The organism is Sporosarcina jeotgali (assembly GCF_033304595.1).
Taxonomy (GTDB): Bacteria; Bacillota; Bacilli; order Bacillales_A; family Planococcaceae; genus Sporosarcina; species Sporosarcina jeotgali.
Genome location: NZ_CP116341.1, coordinates 904,389 through 922,125, shown reverse-complemented (window position 1 = coordinate 922,125; position 17,737 = coordinate 904,389). Strand labels below are relative to the sequence as shown.

At 43.4% G+C, this 17,737-nt stretch carries 17 protein-coding genes; 9 read left to right on the top strand and 8 right to left on the bottom strand.

The features are described from left to right. Together pdhA and PGH26_RS04230 are read right to left on the bottom strand one after the other, a co-directional pair. The gene (gene pdhA, locus PGH26_RS04235; RefSeq protein WP_323692778.1) at window positions 1–1,116 is read right to left on the bottom strand and encodes a pyruvate dehydrogenase (acetyl-transferring) E1 component subunit alpha; all 1,116 of its coding nucleotides are present in this window, start codon (window positions 1,114–1,116) and stop codon (window positions 1–3) included. A 214-nt stretch (window positions 1,117–1,330) separates the two neighbouring features. Next, complete coding sequence (locus PGH26_RS04230) at window positions 1,331–1,969, bottom strand: YkyA family protein (protein WP_323692777.1); 639 nt, start codon at window positions 1,967–1,969, stop codon at window positions 1,331–1,333. 104 nt (window positions 1,970–2,073) lie between these two features. On the opposite strand from PGH26_RS04230, the gene def reads away from it, so the two are divergent. From def to rnjA, 3 genes are all read left to right on the top strand, one after another. Next, the gene (gene def, locus PGH26_RS04225) at window positions 2,074–2,631 is read left to right on the top strand and encodes a peptide deformylase (protein ID WP_323692776.1); all 558 of its coding nucleotides are present in this window, start codon (window positions 2,074–2,076) and stop codon (window positions 2,629–2,631) included. Between the two features lie 246 nt (window positions 2,632–2,877). Further along, window positions 2,878–3,087 carry a DNA-dependent RNA polymerase subunit epsilon gene (locus PGH26_RS04220; protein ID WP_323692775.1) on the top strand — a complete coding sequence of 70 codons (210 nt, stop codon included), beginning with the start codon at window positions 2,878–2,880 and terminating at the stop codon, window positions 3,085–3,087. Between the two features lie 3 nt (window positions 3,088–3,090). Beyond that, window positions 3,091–4,758, top strand: coding sequence for a ribonuclease J1 (gene rnjA / locus PGH26_RS04215; RefSeq protein WP_323692774.1), 1,668 nt, complete (start codon window positions 3,091–3,093; stop codon window positions 4,756–4,758). 45 nt (window positions 4,759–4,803) lie between these two features. On the opposite strand, the gene PGH26_RS04210 is transcribed toward rnjA, so the two are convergent. The 4 genes from PGH26_RS04210 to PGH26_RS04195 form a co-directional block, all read right to left on the bottom strand. Continuing rightward, a complete protein-coding gene (locus PGH26_RS04210) occupies window positions 4,804–5,463 on the bottom strand; it encodes a potassium channel family protein (RefSeq protein ID WP_039044090.1) in 660 nt (219 codons plus the stop codon). A gap of 112 nt (window positions 5,464–5,575) precedes the next feature. Next, complete coding sequence (locus tag PGH26_RS04205; RefSeq protein ID WP_323692773.1) at window positions 5,576–6,025, bottom strand: redoxin domain-containing protein; 450 nt, start codon at window positions 6,023–6,025, stop codon at window positions 5,576–5,578. 81 nt (window positions 6,026–6,106) lie between these two features. After that, window positions 6,107–6,649, bottom strand: a complete 543-nt coding sequence (locus PGH26_RS04200; protein ID WP_039044088.1) for a peroxiredoxin — start codon at window positions 6,647–6,649, stop codon at window positions 6,107–6,109. A gap of 148 nt (window positions 6,650–6,797) precedes the next feature. Continuing rightward, complete coding sequence (locus tag PGH26_RS04195) at window positions 6,798–7,127, bottom strand: hypothetical protein (protein WP_323692772.1); 330 nt, start codon at window positions 7,125–7,127, stop codon at window positions 6,798–6,800. Between the two features lie 239 nt (window positions 7,128–7,366). Between PGH26_RS04195 and PGH26_RS04190 the strand changes: the two genes are divergently transcribed. The 6 genes from PGH26_RS04190 to PGH26_RS04165 all read left to right on the top strand — a co-directional run bounded on the left by PGH26_RS04190 (window position 7,367) and on the right by PGH26_RS04165 (window position 13,357). Next, entirely contained in the window at window positions 7,367–7,909 is a 543-nt protein-coding gene (locus PGH26_RS04190) for a helix-turn-helix domain-containing protein (RefSeq protein WP_323692771.1), read from the top strand. 15 nt (window positions 7,910–7,924) lie between these two features. Next, window positions 7,925–9,028, top strand: coding sequence for an ABC transporter ATP-binding protein (locus tag PGH26_RS04185; protein WP_323692770.1), 1,104 nt, complete (start codon window positions 7,925–7,927; stop codon window positions 9,026–9,028). Further along, a complete protein-coding gene (locus tag PGH26_RS04180) occupies window positions 9,018–9,845 on the top strand; it encodes an ABC transporter permease (RefSeq protein ID WP_323692769.1) in 828 nt (275 codons plus the stop codon). Before PGH26_RS04185 ends, PGH26_RS04180 begins: the two co-directional genes overlap by 11 nt. Then, window positions 9,829–10,629 carry an ABC transporter permease gene (locus PGH26_RS04175; RefSeq protein ID WP_323692768.1) on the top strand — a complete coding sequence of 267 codons (801 nt, stop codon included), beginning with the start codon at window positions 9,829–9,831 and terminating at the stop codon, window positions 10,627–10,629. Before PGH26_RS04180 ends, PGH26_RS04175 begins: the two co-directional genes overlap by 17 nt. Continuing rightward, entirely contained in the window at window positions 10,626–11,699 is a 1,074-nt protein-coding gene (locus tag PGH26_RS04170; RefSeq protein ID WP_323692767.1) for an ABC transporter substrate-binding protein, read from the top strand. The genes PGH26_RS04175 and PGH26_RS04170 overlap by 4 nt, the downstream gene beginning before the upstream one ends. A 461-nt stretch (window positions 11,700–12,160) precedes the next feature. Beyond that, window positions 12,161–13,357, top strand: a complete 1,197-nt coding sequence (locus PGH26_RS04165; protein ID WP_323692766.1) for an MFS transporter — start codon at window positions 12,161–12,163, stop codon at window positions 13,355–13,357. 52 nt (window positions 13,358–13,409) lie between these two features. Here the strand turns inward: PGH26_RS04165 and PGH26_RS04160 are convergent, their stop codons facing one another. Together PGH26_RS04160 and PGH26_RS04155 are read right to left on the bottom strand one after the other, a co-directional pair. After that, entirely contained in the window at window positions 13,410–15,995 is a 2,586-nt protein-coding gene (locus PGH26_RS04160; RefSeq protein ID WP_323692765.1) for a VWA domain-containing protein, read from the bottom strand. Next, window positions 15,979–17,727, bottom strand: coding sequence for a vWA domain-containing protein (locus PGH26_RS04155; protein ID WP_323692764.1), 1,749 nt, complete (start codon window positions 17,725–17,727; stop codon window positions 15,979–15,981). The genes PGH26_RS04160 and PGH26_RS04155 overlap by 17 nt, the downstream gene beginning before the upstream one ends. Window positions 17,728–17,737: the final 10 nt, after the last annotated feature.

Sequence of the window (17,737 nt, the reverse complement as noted above, 5' to 3'; positions counted from 1 at the left end):
TTATTTCGACTCCTTTTCCGTGTAGATGTCAAATTGTTCCTGAACGTTGTAAGGCATATCGCCTGTATACATAATTTTTAGGAAGTCCGTCACTTTTTGTTTTGGTGCCTGGTCTGCCTGTTTGATTGCGTCTTTTATTTCTTGCTTTGCACGTTCAATCACTTCGTTCTCTTTTTCTTCGTTCCAAAGGTTTTTACTCTCTAGGTATAAACGGAAACGGACGATCGGGTCACGTTTTTCCCATTCGCTGTCAATATCAGATGTACGGTAACGAGTTGGATCATCACCAGCCATAGTATGAGGTCCGTAACGGTAACACATCGTTTCAATCAGTGTCGGCCCATCACCTTTCACCGCGCGTTCACGTGCATCTTTTGTAACCGCGTAAACTGCCAGCGGATCCATTCCATCTACAAGAATACTTGGAATTCCTGCTGCAATTCCTTTTTGAGCAAGTGTTTTTGCAGCTGTTTGAACTTCACGCGGAGTTGAAATCGCGAATTGGTTGTTTTGAACAACGAAAATAGCCGGTGAACGGAATGCGCCTGCAAAGTTAAGTCCCTCGTAGAAATCACCTTGTGACGTACCGCCGTCGCCTGTGTACGTCATGACAACAGATTTTGTACCGCGTTTTTGGAAACCGAGTGCAACTCCTGCTGCTTGTACATACTGTGCTCCGATAATAATTTGCGGCGGGAAGATATTCAGACCTTCAGGAATTTCACTTCCTAAGAAATGTCCGCGCGACCAAAGAAACGCCATATGTAGTGGCAGACCATGGAAAATCAGTTGTGGTACATCACGGTACCCCGGCAGAATGAAATCATCTTTTTCTAACGCATAGTGCGATGCAAGCTGTGATGCTTCTTGTCCGGCTGTAGGTGCATAAAAGCCGAGACGGCCTTGTCGATTCAACGCAATTGAGCGCTGATCGAGTATGCGTGTATACACCATGCGCTCCATTAGCTCTGTCAATTGTTCATCGGATAAATTAGGATCAGATTCCTTATTTACAATTTTACCGTCCTCGTTCAGGATCTGGAACATTTCAAACTTTTCTTCGATCTCATGCAAAACGCTTGTTGGATCGAACTGCTTGTTCTTTTCTGCAGCCATTTCGGCAACTCTCCTTCTCTTAACTGTATTAGGTGTTTCTCGACATTCTATTGATACAATAGCTCTTTCACACTCAGTATACGCAAACAGAAAGCAACGGTCAATGTATGAAGCACATAGTTTGTATGCGTCATCATAAAAGACTGATTCATACCATACGACTGTATTAGTACAACCATACAGCTGTATTATAATAGAATATATTAAGAGCTTTTCACTCAGTTTCTACTTGTTGAGTTTCCTTCAACGCGCCGTTCACTTCTAACGTAGATTGGTTGAATACCTGAATCAGATCTTCAAGTTTAGCTCGCTGTCCGTTGACCGCTGCTGTCGCCTCTTCCAATTCTACCCGCTTTACATTTTCCTCAATCAACAATTCGTATACAGCATTCTGACTTTCCATAAGTTCTTTGTACAATCCAATCACTTCATGGTGGAGCTCGTATCTTCTTGATAAAGCTGTTTTCAATTTTGCAACTGACCGTGTTCCTTCATCACTGCTGGCCGACGGAAGATCATCAAGACGCTTAGCTGTTTCCTCAGCCTCGCCAATTACCGCTTCCTCTTCAGAGAGTAACTCTCTTCTTTCTTCCAACGAAGCTGTAAGCCTGTTTACTCCGCTCTCAATTAGCTCACGATCTTCAATATTGAATGCGACAGTTTTCTCAAAAAGGATTTGCTCTTTTTTCTCTAAATTTGCCAGTTGGTTTTCATATCCCATCACTTTGTTCTCATTCTCATGAACGCTTGTTAAAATGCTCCCTAATTCTTTTTGCATCGCATCTTTTTCTTCCGTGCATCCTCCTATTAAAAGAAGTAAACACATAGGGACGACTAACAAAACCTTTTGCATTGTATCCCTCCTGTCAATTTTCAAAGTCAGTTAAAATCCTTTCACCCGTTTCGTACTTCCATTATACTAAGAAGCAGCACTAAAACGAAAAGGAGACACCAACCATGATTTTAATGAACGATATTATACGCGAAGGTCATCCGACCCTGCGGGTACGCGCTGAAGAAGTAACGTTCCCTTTAACTGCGGAAGACAAACAGCTCGCAACTGATTTACTAGATTATGTCATCAACAGTCAGGATGATGACATTGCTGAAAAATATGAATTGCGGGCAGGGATTGGATTAGCAGCTCCCCAAGTGAATCAGCCGAAGCGAATATTTGCTTTGCACATCGAACAGGAAAATGATAAAGATTTGAGTTTAGTTGTCATCAATCCTAGAATTGTCAGCCATTCCGTGGAAAAAACCTATTTATCCACAGGTGAAGGCTGTTTGTCTGTCGATCGGGAAGTAGAAGGTTTCGTACCAAGATATGCCCGAATTACAATTAAAGCCTTCGATGCTGATGGCAACGAATATAAAAAACGGTTGAAAGGTCTGCCTGCTATTGCGTTTCAACATGAACTGGATCACTTAAATGGGATTATGTTTTACGATCACATCGATCCGAAAGATCCATATAAAGAGATTCCAGATTCATCCCCTTACGAGAGTGAGTAATTCCAACTTGACAGAAAGTTCAAAATACGTTATACTTCTTTAACAAGGAGTGATATCGCCATGTATAGGCGCCTGAAACGGAAATTGTTGAAACGGCTGAATGGCATCCTCGGGAAGAAGTCAATTGCATAACGTTGATACGCCCACCCTTCATAAGGTGGGCTTTTCTTTATTTTCCACGAATGACGTGGTACTATTAAAAGTATCAGTCCAAAAATCGAACGTTTCAAAAAAGGAGAGCACAACATGATCTTTAAAGTTTATTACCAAGAAACCAAGGTACAAGTACCTGTCCGCGAAAATACACAAACGATGTATGTAGAAGCAGAAACTCAACGCGAAGTACGCAAAAAGTTACTAGACCGCAATTACAACATCGAAATCATCCAGCTACTTGAAGGGGAGCATCTCAAATACGAGCAAGCTTCTGAACACTTCGAGCTTGAGCAGGTGTAATGCATGAAATCTATAAAAAATAATGAGACTGCCGTTTTCGCCTTAGGCGGACTAGGTGAAATCGGTAAGAACACATATGCCGTTCAATTTCAAGATGAAATCATCTTGATTGACGCAGGTATTAAATTCCCAGAAGATGATTTACTTGGAATTGACTACGTCATTCCTGATTACACGTATTTGAAACGCAATGCCGATAAAATCAAAGGACTCTTCATCACCCATGGTCACGAAGACCATATCGGAGGAATCCCTTACTTATTGAAACAAGTGAATATGCCTGTTTACGGTGGTAAATTGGCGCTTGGATTATTACGCAACAAGCTTGAAGAACATGGTCTCGTTCGTTCAACGAAGCTCATCGAGTTTGGTGAAGAAGATGTTTTCAAGTTCAGAAAAACATCGGTATCATTCTTCCGCACAACGCACAGTATTCCTGATGCATACGGGGTCGTTGTAAAAACTCCTTCAGGCAATATCGTACACACAGGTGATTTCAAATTCGACTTCACCCCTGTAGGAGAGCCTGCCAACCTTGCTAAAATGGCGAAGATCGGCAGCGAAGGCGTACTATGCCTGCTCTCAGATAGTACGAATGCTGAAGTTCCAAACTTTACAATGTCAGAACGTAAAGTCGGAGACAGTTTGAACGAAATCTTCAGAAAAGTGGACGGACGCATTATTTTCGCAACGTTCGCTTCTAATATCCATCGATTGCAGCAAGTAATCGAGGCTGCACAAATCCACGGACGCAAAGTCGCTGTCTTTGGACGGAGCATGGATAACGCAATTACAATCGGCCGTGAACTGGGCTACATTGACGCGCCAAAAGATCTCTTCGTAGATGCTCAAAGCATTAATCGCTTGCCTGCAAACGAAGTTATGATTTTATGTACAGGCAGTCAAGGTGAACCGATGGCTGCATTATCCAGAATTGCAAACGGGACACACCGTCAAGTTCAGATTCAACCAGGCGATACTGTAATCTTCTCGTCTTCACCGATTCCGGGGAATACGTTAAGTGTAAACAAAACAATCAACGCATTGTTCCGTGCAGGTGCAGAAGTCATTCACGGCGCACTCAACAATATCCATACATCTGGTCACGGTTCACAAGAAGAACAAAAACTGATGCTCCGTCTAATTCAGCCGAAATTCTTCATGCCTATCCACGGTGAATACCGGATGTTGAAGATGCATGAAGAACTAGCCATTGCATGTGACGTAGAGCCCGATAATATCTTCATCATGTCAAACGGTGATGTCCTTGCCCTCACTGAAGATACGGCACGTCTTGCTGGACGAGTACCTTCAGGCGATATCTATATTGACGGCAGCGGAATTGGGGATATCGGAAATGTCGTTCTCCGTGATCGTAAAAACCTTTCCGAAGACGGCCTTGTTATTGTTGTCGCAACAATTGATAAGAAACGCAACCGTGTTGTATCAGGTCCGGATTTGATTTCCCGCGGTTTTGTTTATATGCGTGAATCAGGTGCAATGATCAATGAAGCCCAATATATGTTAACCCGTCAAATGCATCGCAAATTGTCAACAGGACCAGCGGATATCGGTGTACTAAAAAGCGACATCATCGATTCACTCAGCTCTTACCTATATGATAAAACAAAACGCAGACCTATGATTCTGCCTGTGATTTTGGAAGTATAATCAAAACAGCCTTCACCGATTCGTAAAATCGGTGAAGGCTGTTTTTTAATGCAATACTTTTTTCTCGAATCGGTGAATATCCACATCGGATCCAATAACGATCAGTACGTCATTCAATCGAATCTCTTCTATCGCTTGAGGAGAAACTAAAATGTGATCTTCTCGTTTGATCGCGACGATGTTAACGCCATATTTGGCACGAATGTCTAAGTCAATCAGCGTTGCACCCGACAGTTTTTCATTCGCACGAATTTCCACAATTGAATACTCATCGGAAAGCTCTAAGTAATCAAGAATATCGTTTGAAACCATCCGGTTCGCGATACGCCGTCCCATATCACGTTCTGGATGGATGACATGGTCTGCCCCGATTTTACGCAATACTTTTTCATGATAATCATTTTGCGCCTTCACTGTGATCATCTGCACGCCAAGCTCTTTGAGAATAAGTGTCGTTAAAATACTCGCTTGGATATTCTCACCAATTGCTACAACAACATGTTCAAAATTACGAATTCCCAGTGATCGTAAAGACGATTCATCGGTTGTATCCGCTGCTACCGCCTGTGTCGCAATTTGGGCAAATTCATCTACCCGCTCTTGAGATTTGTCAATCGCCATAACCGAAGCATCTAATTCGATTAGTTCATTCACGATACTTCCGCCAAAACGGCCGAGGCCGATGACGACAAATTCCTTTTTCATATCTCATCTCTCCGATTCACGTAAGAATGCGTTAAGTTTACCACAGCTTCGCTGCTCTCTCAAATATCGAGAAAACCCGACAGTCCATAGTACGGACGCCGGGTTTTATGTTTTATTTCTTCATTTCATCCAGAACACGGTTCACACGCTTTTCAAGCATTTTCATACCGCTTCCGCCAGCTTGGAAGTGACGAAGCTGACCGTCTTTGTCAAATACGTAATATGCAGGAACATACTGATTTTCAAAGGCATCGTTTAATTTAAGCTCGCTGTCTACGTAAATTGGCTGTGTAATATCATGTTCAGCAGCGACTGCTTTAATGTTTTCCAAATCTACATCATCTTCAGAACGCGGCATATGAACAGCGACCACATTCAAATCGTCTTTGTATTTATCACGGAATGCATTGACATCCGGCATCGCTTCTTTGCACATATGACAGCTGACTGACCAGAAGTGTATGAGAGTCGGTTTCTCGCCAACAAGTTCTGATTTAGTAACTTCCCCGTTCAACCATGCTGTTGCGCCAGCTAGTTCTGGCATTTGATCGCGTAATTTCATGAGATAGTTCCTCCTCTTGGATAAAAATCCCCGCTGCAGAATCTTAGCGGGGAACTTCAATACAATTGTTAGTGTATGTGATTATAGAGTTTCTTGACCGGGACGCCAGTTAGCTGGGCAAAGTCCGCCAGTTTGCAATGCTTGAAGCACACGGAGTGTCTCATCTACATCGCGGCCGATATTGTTGTGGAATACTGTTTGATATTGCATTTCACCTTCAGGATTGACGATGAAAAGACCACGCAAAGCGATTCCTTCTTCTTCAATCAACACACCGTAGTTACGAGCCACTTCGTGGTTCGTATCTGCAGCAAGCGGGTAATTCAAATCTCCAAGACCATTGTCTTTACGGTCTGTGTTGATCCAAGCTTTATGAGTGTGGATAGTGTCTGTAGAAACACCGATTACTTCAGCGTCCAGGTCTTCAAACTCATCATAGCGATCAGACATTGCAGTAATCTCTGTCGGGCAGACAAATGTAAAGTCCATTGGATAGAAGAACAATACTGTCCATTTATCATTTTTCATGTTTTCTTCAAGGCTTACTTTACCGAATGACTTGTCCGTCATTACAGCTTCCATTTCAAATCTTGGGGCTTGTTTACCAACCATGCGTTCTACCATTCAAAATCCCTCCAATTATCTTATGAGCAGAATTCTCATCCGCTCAATTCATCTATAGCTTATCAAATGCTCGATATAATATCAATTAGAATGACTCACAGATAAGAATCATTATCGAGAAATGCCATGTAATTGAGAAGAAGGTCTTTTAAGACTCTTCACTATCATGACACATCGAAGGCTTGGCAGGTCTGTCCCCACAATAGTCGCACGACGGATCTTCACACGACACTTCCCGCCACTCATCGCACGATGCACAGTAGACAGAATCGAATTCTTCATTGTAAACGAGTGAGGCCATGCATCGGACGCAATGGTCCGCCATATCCGCCCATTCAATCATCTTTTTATTATTGTATAAAAACACTTGGGAACTGCCATCAGTTACCGTTTGCTTATCATCATTGAGTACAGACTTCATCAAATTATTCCAGTGCCGGTCTTCCGGGTCAAAATAAAACAGCATTTTCTCGCCCAATCGGAGTCCCCCATTTCTTTGGTATTATTCTACTACGCCTCCATCGATAACACAATTAAAGCCCGTTATTTCTTCTTTCATTCTGCACTATTAAAACCAATTGGCAGCGATTAAGCTGCCACTTCATGTTTCTAGGTAAATTCACGCTTGATTTCCTCTGTGGATTTTGTATAATGAAAGACGCTAAAAGTAAACTAGAAGTTCAGTTATAGTAAACTTTTAAGAAAGTAGGATGCTACATGCAGATCGGCAGCAAAATTAAACGGCTGCGATTACAAAGCGGGCTCACTCAAGAAGAGCTTGGTGAACGCACCGATTTGTCGAAAGGCTACATTTCTCAATTAGAACGAGATTTGAATTCTCCTTCTATTGAAACACTTTTCTCTTTGCTCGAAGTTCTCGGCACAACGCCAAAAGACTTTTTTGACGAAACCAAGAAGAGTGATCCCGTTGTTTACTCACCAGAAGACCAAACAACGTATATCAACGATGAGCTGCATTACAAAATCCGCTGGCTCATTCCCAGATCCAACGAAAATGAAATGGAACCCGTACATATTACGTTCTCTTATAAAGGTGAGCTTAAACAATTTGCCCCTTCTCTTTCCGAAACGTTTATCTATGTTCTTACAGGGAAGGTTGAAATAGAGATAGGGACTCGTATTTATACAGCAAGTGAAGGTGATGCGGTTTACTATTCTGCAGAAGACCAGCACCGCATATCAAATGCACACAACGGAAACAGCGAGCTCTTACTGGTCGCTACAGAATCTTATTTATAAAAAGGGGGACCCTCATTGTCCACACAACCAATCATTCGCTTTGAGAATGTCATCAAACGCTTCGGTGAAGACACAACTGTATTAGATGGTGTTTCATTTGAAATGGAACGCGGAAAGTTCTACACACTTCTTGGTCCTTCAGGCTGCGGGAAAACAACGATTTTGCGCCTTATTGCAGGGTTTTCAGAGCCTTCTGAAGGGATCATTTATTTTAATGGGAAATCGGTCAATCAAACCCCCGCAAATGAACGCCAAGTAAATACTGTTTTCCAAGATTACGCCTTGTTCCCTCATTTAAATGTCTATGAAAACGTTGCGTTCGGATTACGCATCAAAAAAGTAAAAAAATCCGAAGTGGATCGACGAGTGAAAGAAGCACTGAAGTTCGTCAATCTTTCTGGTTATGAAAACCGGGAAATTACAGAGATGTCTGGCGGTCAACGCCAGCGGGTCGCGATTGCACGGGCAATCATCAACGATCCGGAAGTCATATTGTTAGATGAACCGCTTTCCGCATTGGACTTGAAATTGCGTTCAGCGATGCAGTATGAACTGCGTGAACTGCAGCAGCGTCTAGGAAAAACATTCATCTTTGTAACACACGACCAAGAAGAAGCGCTTGCGATGTCTGATGAAATCTTCGTCATGAATTCAGGGCAAATCCAGCAATCGGGAACACCCATTGATATTTACGATGAGCCTATCAACCGGTTCGTTGCGGACTTCATCGGTGAATCAAATATCGTCTCTGGCGTCATGATTGAAGACTATCTTGTTGAATTCAACGGAAAACGTTTTGAATGCGCCGATGCCGGCCTGCAGCCTAATGAAAAAGTGGATATCGTACTCCGTCCGGAAGACATAGAAATTACTCCTGTGGATGCTGGAAAACTAACAGTCACTGTCGACACTTCCCTTTTCCGCGGTGTGCATTATGAAATTTCAACTTATGACCAAGATGGCAACGAATGGCTCGTCCATTCAACGAAAAAAGCGGAAGTTGGCATGCAAATCGGTCTAGACTTTATCCCAGAGAACATTCACGTCATGCGTCTAAACGAATCTGAAGAAGATTATGATGCGCGGCTTGAAGCGTATGGTGCGGCGGATGAAGACTAATCGCGCTAGCTTACGTTTGTCCATGGTTCCTTACTCTCTTTGGATTATCCTTTTCGTCATTGCCCCAATCGGTCTTATCGTGTACTACTCATTTTTCGATTTAAGCGGCAATTTCACAATCGATAACTATAAAAACTTCTTCACCTCTGTCTATTTAAAACTGACAGTGAGCTCATTTTGGTATGCCTTTCTCATTACGTTTTTCTCATTGTTAATCTCATACCCTACAGCTTATTTCTTAACTAAACTAAAGCATAAGCAGTTGTGGCTGCTGCTGATCATTATCCCATCGTGGATTAATCTATTGCTGAAGACCTATGCGTTCATAGGATTGATGGGCTTATATGGACCGGTTAATGCTTTGCTGGAATCTGTCGGCATCGGAAAACAACAGATTTTGTTCACAGACTTCAGTTTCGTGTTTGTATCTGTTTATATCTTCATTCCGTTTATGATATTGCCGATTTTCAATGCGCTTGATAAATTGAATCCTGCTTTAATAGACGCCTCGCGTGACCTTGGTGCGAATGCTTGGATCACTTTCAGGCGTGTTATTTGGCCGCTTACGCTCAACGGCGTGAAGTCAGGTGTTCAAGTTGTATTTATCCCAGCGTTATCATTGTTCATGATTACTCGTCTAATTGCAGGAAACAAAGTTATCACACTTGGTACAGCAATTGAGCAGCAATTCCTTGTCACACAAAACTGGGGAATGGGCTCGACGATTGCTGTGTTCTTAATAGTATTCATGGTTGTTATATTGCTTCTAACGAGCGCGAACGAAAGGGGGATGGCTGGAAGTGGAAAGAAACGGTAAACTCCCAAAGATCTATTTGACAGCTGTCTTTCTTGTCTTATATGCACCCATATTTTACTTGATTTTTTACTCTTTCAATTCTGGCGGCACGATGTCCCATTTCGAGTCATTTACATGGGAGCATTACGCGGCTGTGTTTGAAGATAAGCGGCTCATCGTCATCGTACTCAACACAGTGGTCGTCGCCCTCCTCTCCGCTTTGATTTCTACAGCAATTGGAGTCATGGGTGCGATCACAATCCATTACATGAAAAACAAAGCGATGCGGAATGCGATGCTTTCGATGAACAGCATACTGATGGTAAGTCCAGATGTTATCATCGGTGCTTCCTTTCTGATCCTATTTACGCTGGTTGGCATTAAACTCGGATTCGCTTCTGTACTTCTTTCCCATATTGCGTTCAGTATTCCAATCGTCGTCATTATGGTATTGCCGAAACTCCAGGAAATGAGTCCGACACTGATCGATGCGGCATTGGATTTAGGGGCAACTCGTAAAGAAATCATGTCGAGAGTTATTTTGCCATTCATCAAACCCGGGATATTCGCTGGTTTCTTCTTGGCACTCACTTACTCTCTGGATGACTTTGCTGTGACATTCTTCGTAACGGGAAATGGATTCTCGACGCTTTCTGTTGAAATCTATTCAATGGCTCGAACTGGCGTCACGTTAACTATCAATGCATTATCTGGTCTCATCTTTGTAATAACAGCCGGGCTGATTTTAGGCTATTACTTCATCTCAAACCGTCCTAAAACACCTGCTGCGGGGGTGAAACGATGAAAGCGTTAGTACGTGGAGCAATCTTAATTGCGGCAACTGCAGCCATTCTAATGATTATTAACGCACAGCTCGCTAAAAGCGGTGCACAATCGGGCGGGAATACACTCACCGTCTATAACTGGGGAGAATATATTGATCCTGATCTCATTAAACAATTCGAAAAAGAAACGGGCATCAATGTCATCTATGAAACCTTCGATTCGAACGAAGGGATGATGGGAAAAATCGAACAAGGCGGGACGTCTTATGACCTCACAGTTCCGTCCGAGTATATGGTGGAAATGATGCGGGAAAAAGATCTGCTCATCCCCCTTGATTACGAAAAAATTCCCAACATCAAAAATATCGATCCCTATTTCATGAATCTGCCGTTTGACCCTGACAACACGTATTCAATTCCCTATTTCTGGGGGACGCTCGGGATTGCTTACAATCCCACTTTGTTAGAAGGCCAAACATTTGAGAGCTGGGATAACTTATGGGATCCTTCGCTTAAACAAGAGGCTGTGCTCGTGGATAGCGCCCGGGAAGTCATTGGGATGAGCTTGAATTCTCTGGGCTATTCACTGAACTCGACCAATTTGGGTGAATTACGAGAAGCTGCGGATAAGCTGAAAACGCTGAGTCCGAATATTAAAGCCGTCATTGGTGATGAAGTAACACAGATGATGATGAATAACGAAGCCGCGGTCTCACTTATCTGGTCTGGGCAAGCCGCAGATATGATGTCAGAGAACGAAGACATCACGTATGTAGTGCCCGATGAAGGATCAAACTTGTGGTTTGATAACATCGTCATTCCAAAAACAGTGAAAAATATTGATGGGGCTTACGAGTTTATCAACTTCATGTTACGTCCTGAAGTGGCGGCTCAAAATGCGGACTATGTCGGCTATTCAACGCCAAACGTAAAAGCGTTAGATCTTTTGGACCCTGAAGTGGTTGCTGATGAACGGTACTATCCGGATGAAGCAGCGCGGGATCACTTGGAAGTATACAAAGATTTGGGCTTGGAAATGCTGGGTACGTACAATGAACTGTTCCTGGAGTTTAAGATGAATATGAAGTAAGTTGTTTGGGTACAGCAGAAGCGCATTATAAGCTTCTGCTTTTTTTATTGGAAGGGTTTGGTCGATCGCGAGGATGTGAAGGTTTGAAGGACTGATGTTCCATTCCAGGAGGGGTTGAATGAATGGATAAGCGACTGCATTTTTTGTTTATGATCACTTTTCATGGGTTATGAGCATATTTTGATGTTTATGATCACTTCCTTTGGGTTATGAGCATATTCCGGGGTTTATGATCACTTCCCTTGGGTTATGAGCAAATCTGGAGTTTTATGAGCGTTTCGCCGGTTTTATGAGCACTTTCACTATCCCCCAGCCAATCTACTCAACTCAAATTTGAATGTAAGTTGAAATACATAATTTATCCGTATTACAAGAATCATCTGAGCGCTTCGAACACAGGTTGGACAAGCGGTATGCTAAACTTAGGCGAGGATAAAACTGAATAGTAAGGAGGAACCCGTGTGGCTGCTAAATCAACATCATTTGCGATTTATATTCTGATGTTCAATATGTTCATTACCATGTCAGGAATTGGACTGATCATCCCCATCATGCCTGACTACCTGGGTACGTTCGGCGTAGCGGGTACTGCACTTGGAGCCCTAATTGCCGTGTTTTCATTTGCACAATTTATATTTTCACCGGTTTCCGGTTCTCTTTCAGATAAACACGGACGAAAGAATATTATCATTTTCGGACTCATTCTCTATGGAGTGTCTCAACTGGCTTTTGGACTTTCGACAGAACTTTGGATGCTTTTCGTTGCCCGATTCTTCTCAGGTTTTGGATCAGCATTCTTAATTCCTCCGATGATGGCTTTTGTCGCAGACATTACCACATTCGAAGAACGCGGTCGCGGTATGGGGCTCCTGGGCGCATCCATGTCCCTTGGTTTCATGATAGGACCTGGAATTGGAGGTTTTCTATCTAAATTCGGACTTCAGTTCCCCTTTTACTTTGCGGCAGGCGCTGCGTTATTCGCTGCAGTCATGTCCATCTATATTTTACCGAATCCTGCCCCAAGTCCCGCAGCTGAAAACGGACCGCGGCGGACCGAAAACTTATTTCAACAAATTGCCCGCTCTGCAAAGACGTCCTATTTCGTCGTCTTACTGGTCATGTTTGTTTTCTCCTTCGGTCTGGCAAACTTCCAATCGACCATTTCACTCTACGTGGGCATTAAATACAACTATACGCCCCTCATGATTGCGGTCATTATTACAGTGGGCGGATTCGTTGGTGTCATCATCCAGACATTTGTCATTAACCGGCTGTTCAAGCGCTTTGGAGAAATGAGAGTCATCCTTATCAATTTAGTCATTGCAGCTGCAGCGATGCTCAGCATTACATTCGTTAACGTGTTTTGGTCGATCCTGCTAGTGGCAACAATTTTCTCAACTGCTACTGCATTACTGAGACCCGCAGTAAATACGTTAGTTTCAAAACTTGCTGGCAACGAACAAGGCTATGCAGCTGGAATGATGAATGCCTACATGAGCTTAGGCAACATGGTGGGTCCTGCACTCGCTGGATTCGTTTTCGACTGGAAAATGACCGCTCCCTATTTCCTAGGTACGGCTATCCTTCTCACTTGCTTTTTCATAGCCGCCACATGGGCAAAGAAGAACACAGATGTATTAGCTGCTACACGTTCATAAACTTCAAAACCCCAAAGCCGCTAAAAGTGCGCTTTGGGGTTTTACTATGCATCTATCGCTTACGCTTTTGTTTCAGCAGTTCGGTAACACTCGTCGGACCTGCTGTGTCCACGTCTTCAAGGGGTGATTTCTTTCTCTTCACAGGCACAAATCTGCTGAAACGGCGCAATGTAATGTCTGCAAAGAACAGAATTAGAGATCCGAACAATAGCCAAGTTGTAATGGGTTTGCGTTCTTCTCCACGAAAAGGAAGCGGTCGGAATGCATCCTTAGGATCTTCCAGCACACGTCCGCCCGTTTCTTTCGCAATTGCTGCTAACAAGTCTTCGTTTGGCGCTTTTGGTTTATACTCTTCACCATAAGGAATCGTCACCCCAGTTTCAAACAGGCGGTTTTGGTCATCTGTCACACTGAGGTAAACCAACCCTGGTACTGTATCGAGTGAAATACTTGTCTTGCCGGGTGCTGTCTGGTCTTCAAGGACTTCTATTTCCTCGCCTGTCTCAGTAACCGCTGATACTTCAAGAAATGCAGCTTCACCACTTGTATCCGTAATCGTGAATTTTCCGCCAGCACCTTGAGTCAAGACGTAAGGTGCCGAACTGTAAGATGGTAAAATTCTTCTCATTGCAGTATTCCAAAACTCAGGATAGTCCTCCCAGCCCGCCAGTTCTCCAGACCACTTTCCAGATGAATCCGACGTGAATGCAACAGTCCGCCCGAGTCCATATTTCCATTCTGCAATAATCGGATCCTCTTTCGGGCTGATTGCAGCGATGTCCGCTGTTTGTTTAGCAGTCGTTGCGATATAGGCATTCATTTGCGGAACCCCATCTGCAAATAGCTCATTCCACTCGGCAACATTGCCGAGTTTCATGTAGAAAGGGTTATCTTCGATATATGTCCTCGTCATCGTTATGGTTTCACGGGACAGAATTGCAGGGACGGTCGATTCATCAGAAACACCATAATAGCGGCCACCGCCTGCTGCAGCCATTTCCTCGAGTAAGGTTTGGTCTGCATCTGAGCCGATTCCTACTGTGGATAACGTCGTGTTGTTACTTTTCGCTTCCTCAATGATATCTAGATATCCCGCAGGCATAGGAGACTGGCCATCCGTTAACAGAATGACATGCTTCCTCTGAAGAGACAGCTCTGCCAGATCCTCATAGGCTTTAGCCACAGAAGGGAATATATTGGTTCCGCCTGCTGCGGGTACGGATAAGATTTCTGAGGTAACGTCTTCTTTATTGTTAAGAGGACCTACCGGAACAACCTCCCAAATACTATCATCAAATGCAGTGAAGCCGAATGTGTCTTTTTCACGAAGTAAATCGACTGAACGGGCTGCGGCTTCGCGTGCAAGGATCAGTTTCGATCCGCTCATACTTCCGGATCTGTCCATGACGATGACAAGTCCGAGTGAAGGAAGTTCTTCTTTGCCTTTCACTTCCATCTCTACAGGTAAAAGAGTTTCAATCGGTGTTTTGAAATAACCGCCAAGTCCGAAACTGTTAGTTCCTCCTGTCATCATGAAACCCGTCCCGAAATTTTTTACCGTTTGTTCAATCATAGCCATTTTATCTTCTCCAACAATAGTGCCCGGCACATTGTCGAAGATAATCGCTTGATACGGTAAGTACCCAGATAAAGTTGATGGTAAATCTTCTGCCAGCATTGTTGTGACGTTCAGGGCATCCTGATCCAACATACCAGGTATAATCGATGGATACTCCTCTGTTTCAACAACCAATACGGATGGCTGACCTTGAACAGTAACCGCAGCGAACATTCGATTATTTTCCAAAAAGTGATCATTTTCCACTACAAGCTTCGCTTCATACTTCACTAATCCTGTCTCCGCTGCAGGCAACGGGTACGTGAATTGATTCTTTCCTGGAATCAGGTCAATCTTCTCTTCACCTAAGATACGATCATCTTGATACAAATAAATGGTGCCTGTTGTCCGCTCGGACGCATCTGCTTCAATCGTCATCAGCTGCTGTTGACCCGCATAAGCCGTTCGCGGCACATCCAATTTCGTTAATGCAGCATCAGGAAACGTTTGGTGGTTTAGCTTCGCAACATCTATTTGAACGCGGCTATCCGTGAATTTATGAAGGTAGCTTAACGCATCTCCACGCGTTTGCAAACCATCTGTTAACAGAACAATACGAGTTGCAGATTTAGCGGAGCCGACCGCATTTGCAAGAGATAACGCTTTTTCAATATCCGTTTCACCTGCATCTTCAAGTGAATCAGTCTCTGGCAGCCGCACTTGCTCTTTTGTTAAGGAGATGTCTGTCCGGAAATCACCAGCAAACGAATACAATCCTGCCGCTTGATCCATTTTCTTGGATCGCAGACTTTGATCGATGAATGCATCCATTTCATTTGAAGTCCCTAAGTTTGAAGCCGAACGATCAGCTAGGAACAAAATTTGCTCTTCTTTATTGTAAAGCACTAAAAAAGGTGAAACCAGAGCAGCTGTCAAGAACAAAATGGCGGCACTGCGAAGCACAAAAAGAAGTGCGCTTCTAAGTGTTTTCCGTTGAACAGAGCGCCATGTAAAAATCAGATAGACTGCAATAGGGACTAAAATGAGTAACCATAAAGGATGTTCAATACGGATATCCACGTCGTCGCTGCACCTCCCATTCTACGAGTAATACCAGCAAGAGCGGTAAAAGAAATGGCCAGATTACCGGAACGTTTTGCTCTTTTTCCGTACCTTTTGCAGTTAGATTTCCGGTTGTATACGAATCTCCTGCAGCTAAACGTCTTTCTGAAGAATCGAGCTGAACAGCAAATAGTTTGTCTGTCGTCCCATCTGTTGCTTTATAAATTCCAGGTTTTGCTGGAGCTTGTAATGTATTCGCTGATTCTGTCGTGAACAAATAAGATCCAGACATCTCGTAAATATCCGCAGCTTCCGCCATCACCACAGACTTCCGTTGAAGCGGAGTGAATACGCCGAGCGTTTCAGCATCCTCTGACAGGGACTTTACGACACTCCATAGAAACAAAGGAAAAGTGGGTTGCAAAGGCCAGTCTGTCGCTTCCAAGTCTGCCAGAAAAATAATATCTCCGCGCGGGGATCGTTGAATAAGCGGGTCTCTCCCGATACTCGCCAGTACTTCATAGCCTTCAAAAGGAGGATAGATTTCTTCTACGTACATGTCTGTCGGAGCTGCAATTGAAAACAATGGATCATTAGAAACAGAAACCTCTCCTTTTGCCGCAACAGGTTCTGCGTCATCCCGTCCGATTAAAAGGATTGGACGTTCCCCTTCTTTAAGAAAACGTTCTGAACTCGTGATTCGTAATATGGCGTTTTCATCGAAGTCTTCCCCACTATCAATCGTGACTTCTTCCTGAATAGCTTGCGCAGCTTTTTTCAGCAGTTCATGAAGTTCAGCATCTACTACTACTCTCGCACGTTCAGTTGCCAGCAGCGCATAGCTCACGTTGTCTGCAAGATACTCATCCTTATCGAGCAATTCAACTTGAAGCGCAGCGGCATCCGTATCAATCTTTTTAAAGGATATCAATTCCTCACTGCCTGGTTCTCCAATAAAAGATTCTTCTGCAAGCACTTTTCCTGAATCTGCTTCTGTTAACTGAATAGTTCCAGCCTGTTTCTTTTCAGTATCATGCTGTAATTTCACGATTGCAGCTACTTGACCATCACGTAAATTGGCCCCAAATCGGACAATGGAGTGATTGTTAACTTTTTGATCATTCATATGTACATGCCAGCTCATGTTAGTTCCTTCATAGGCCAGCGCTGTCCGTTCCAACGCATCCGTGAAGATATGAACTTCTGCACCTTGTTCACTATACATCGACTTCACCAGCTCAATAGATGTATCTATGTGACTTTGTTCATATCGAACGCTTAACGAATTCACTTCTTTTATAGCTGTTTGGGTATCACTGTTTTGCAAGACGAATTCTGGTTCTTTTCCCGTGGTCACGATGGAAACCGGCCGTCCCTCTGCTGATTCCAGCAAGCTTTGCATCTTATCCTGATTCATCTTAAAAAGTGTGGCTTCATTTGGTGCTGCCAGCATGGTTGCAGAACTGTCGACGATGAAAACGATAGGAATGCCTTCAGTATGGGATTGCTTAGTGTATGGCCCTAGGAGCAGCCATACAAATAACAGCAGCGATAGCAGTTGCAAGTAGAAAAGAGCATTGCGCTGCAAATTGCGAATGAATGGAGACACATTTTCTTCCCTGCGATCTTCATCCCAAAATAGGGTTGACGAAATTGTTCTTGGTTCAAAACGTTTCCTGAATAGATAATAGACAACTACTGTTAACGGAAATACCAATGTCCACAGGTTCGTTAAACTAGCAAACCCCATCGCTGTTCCT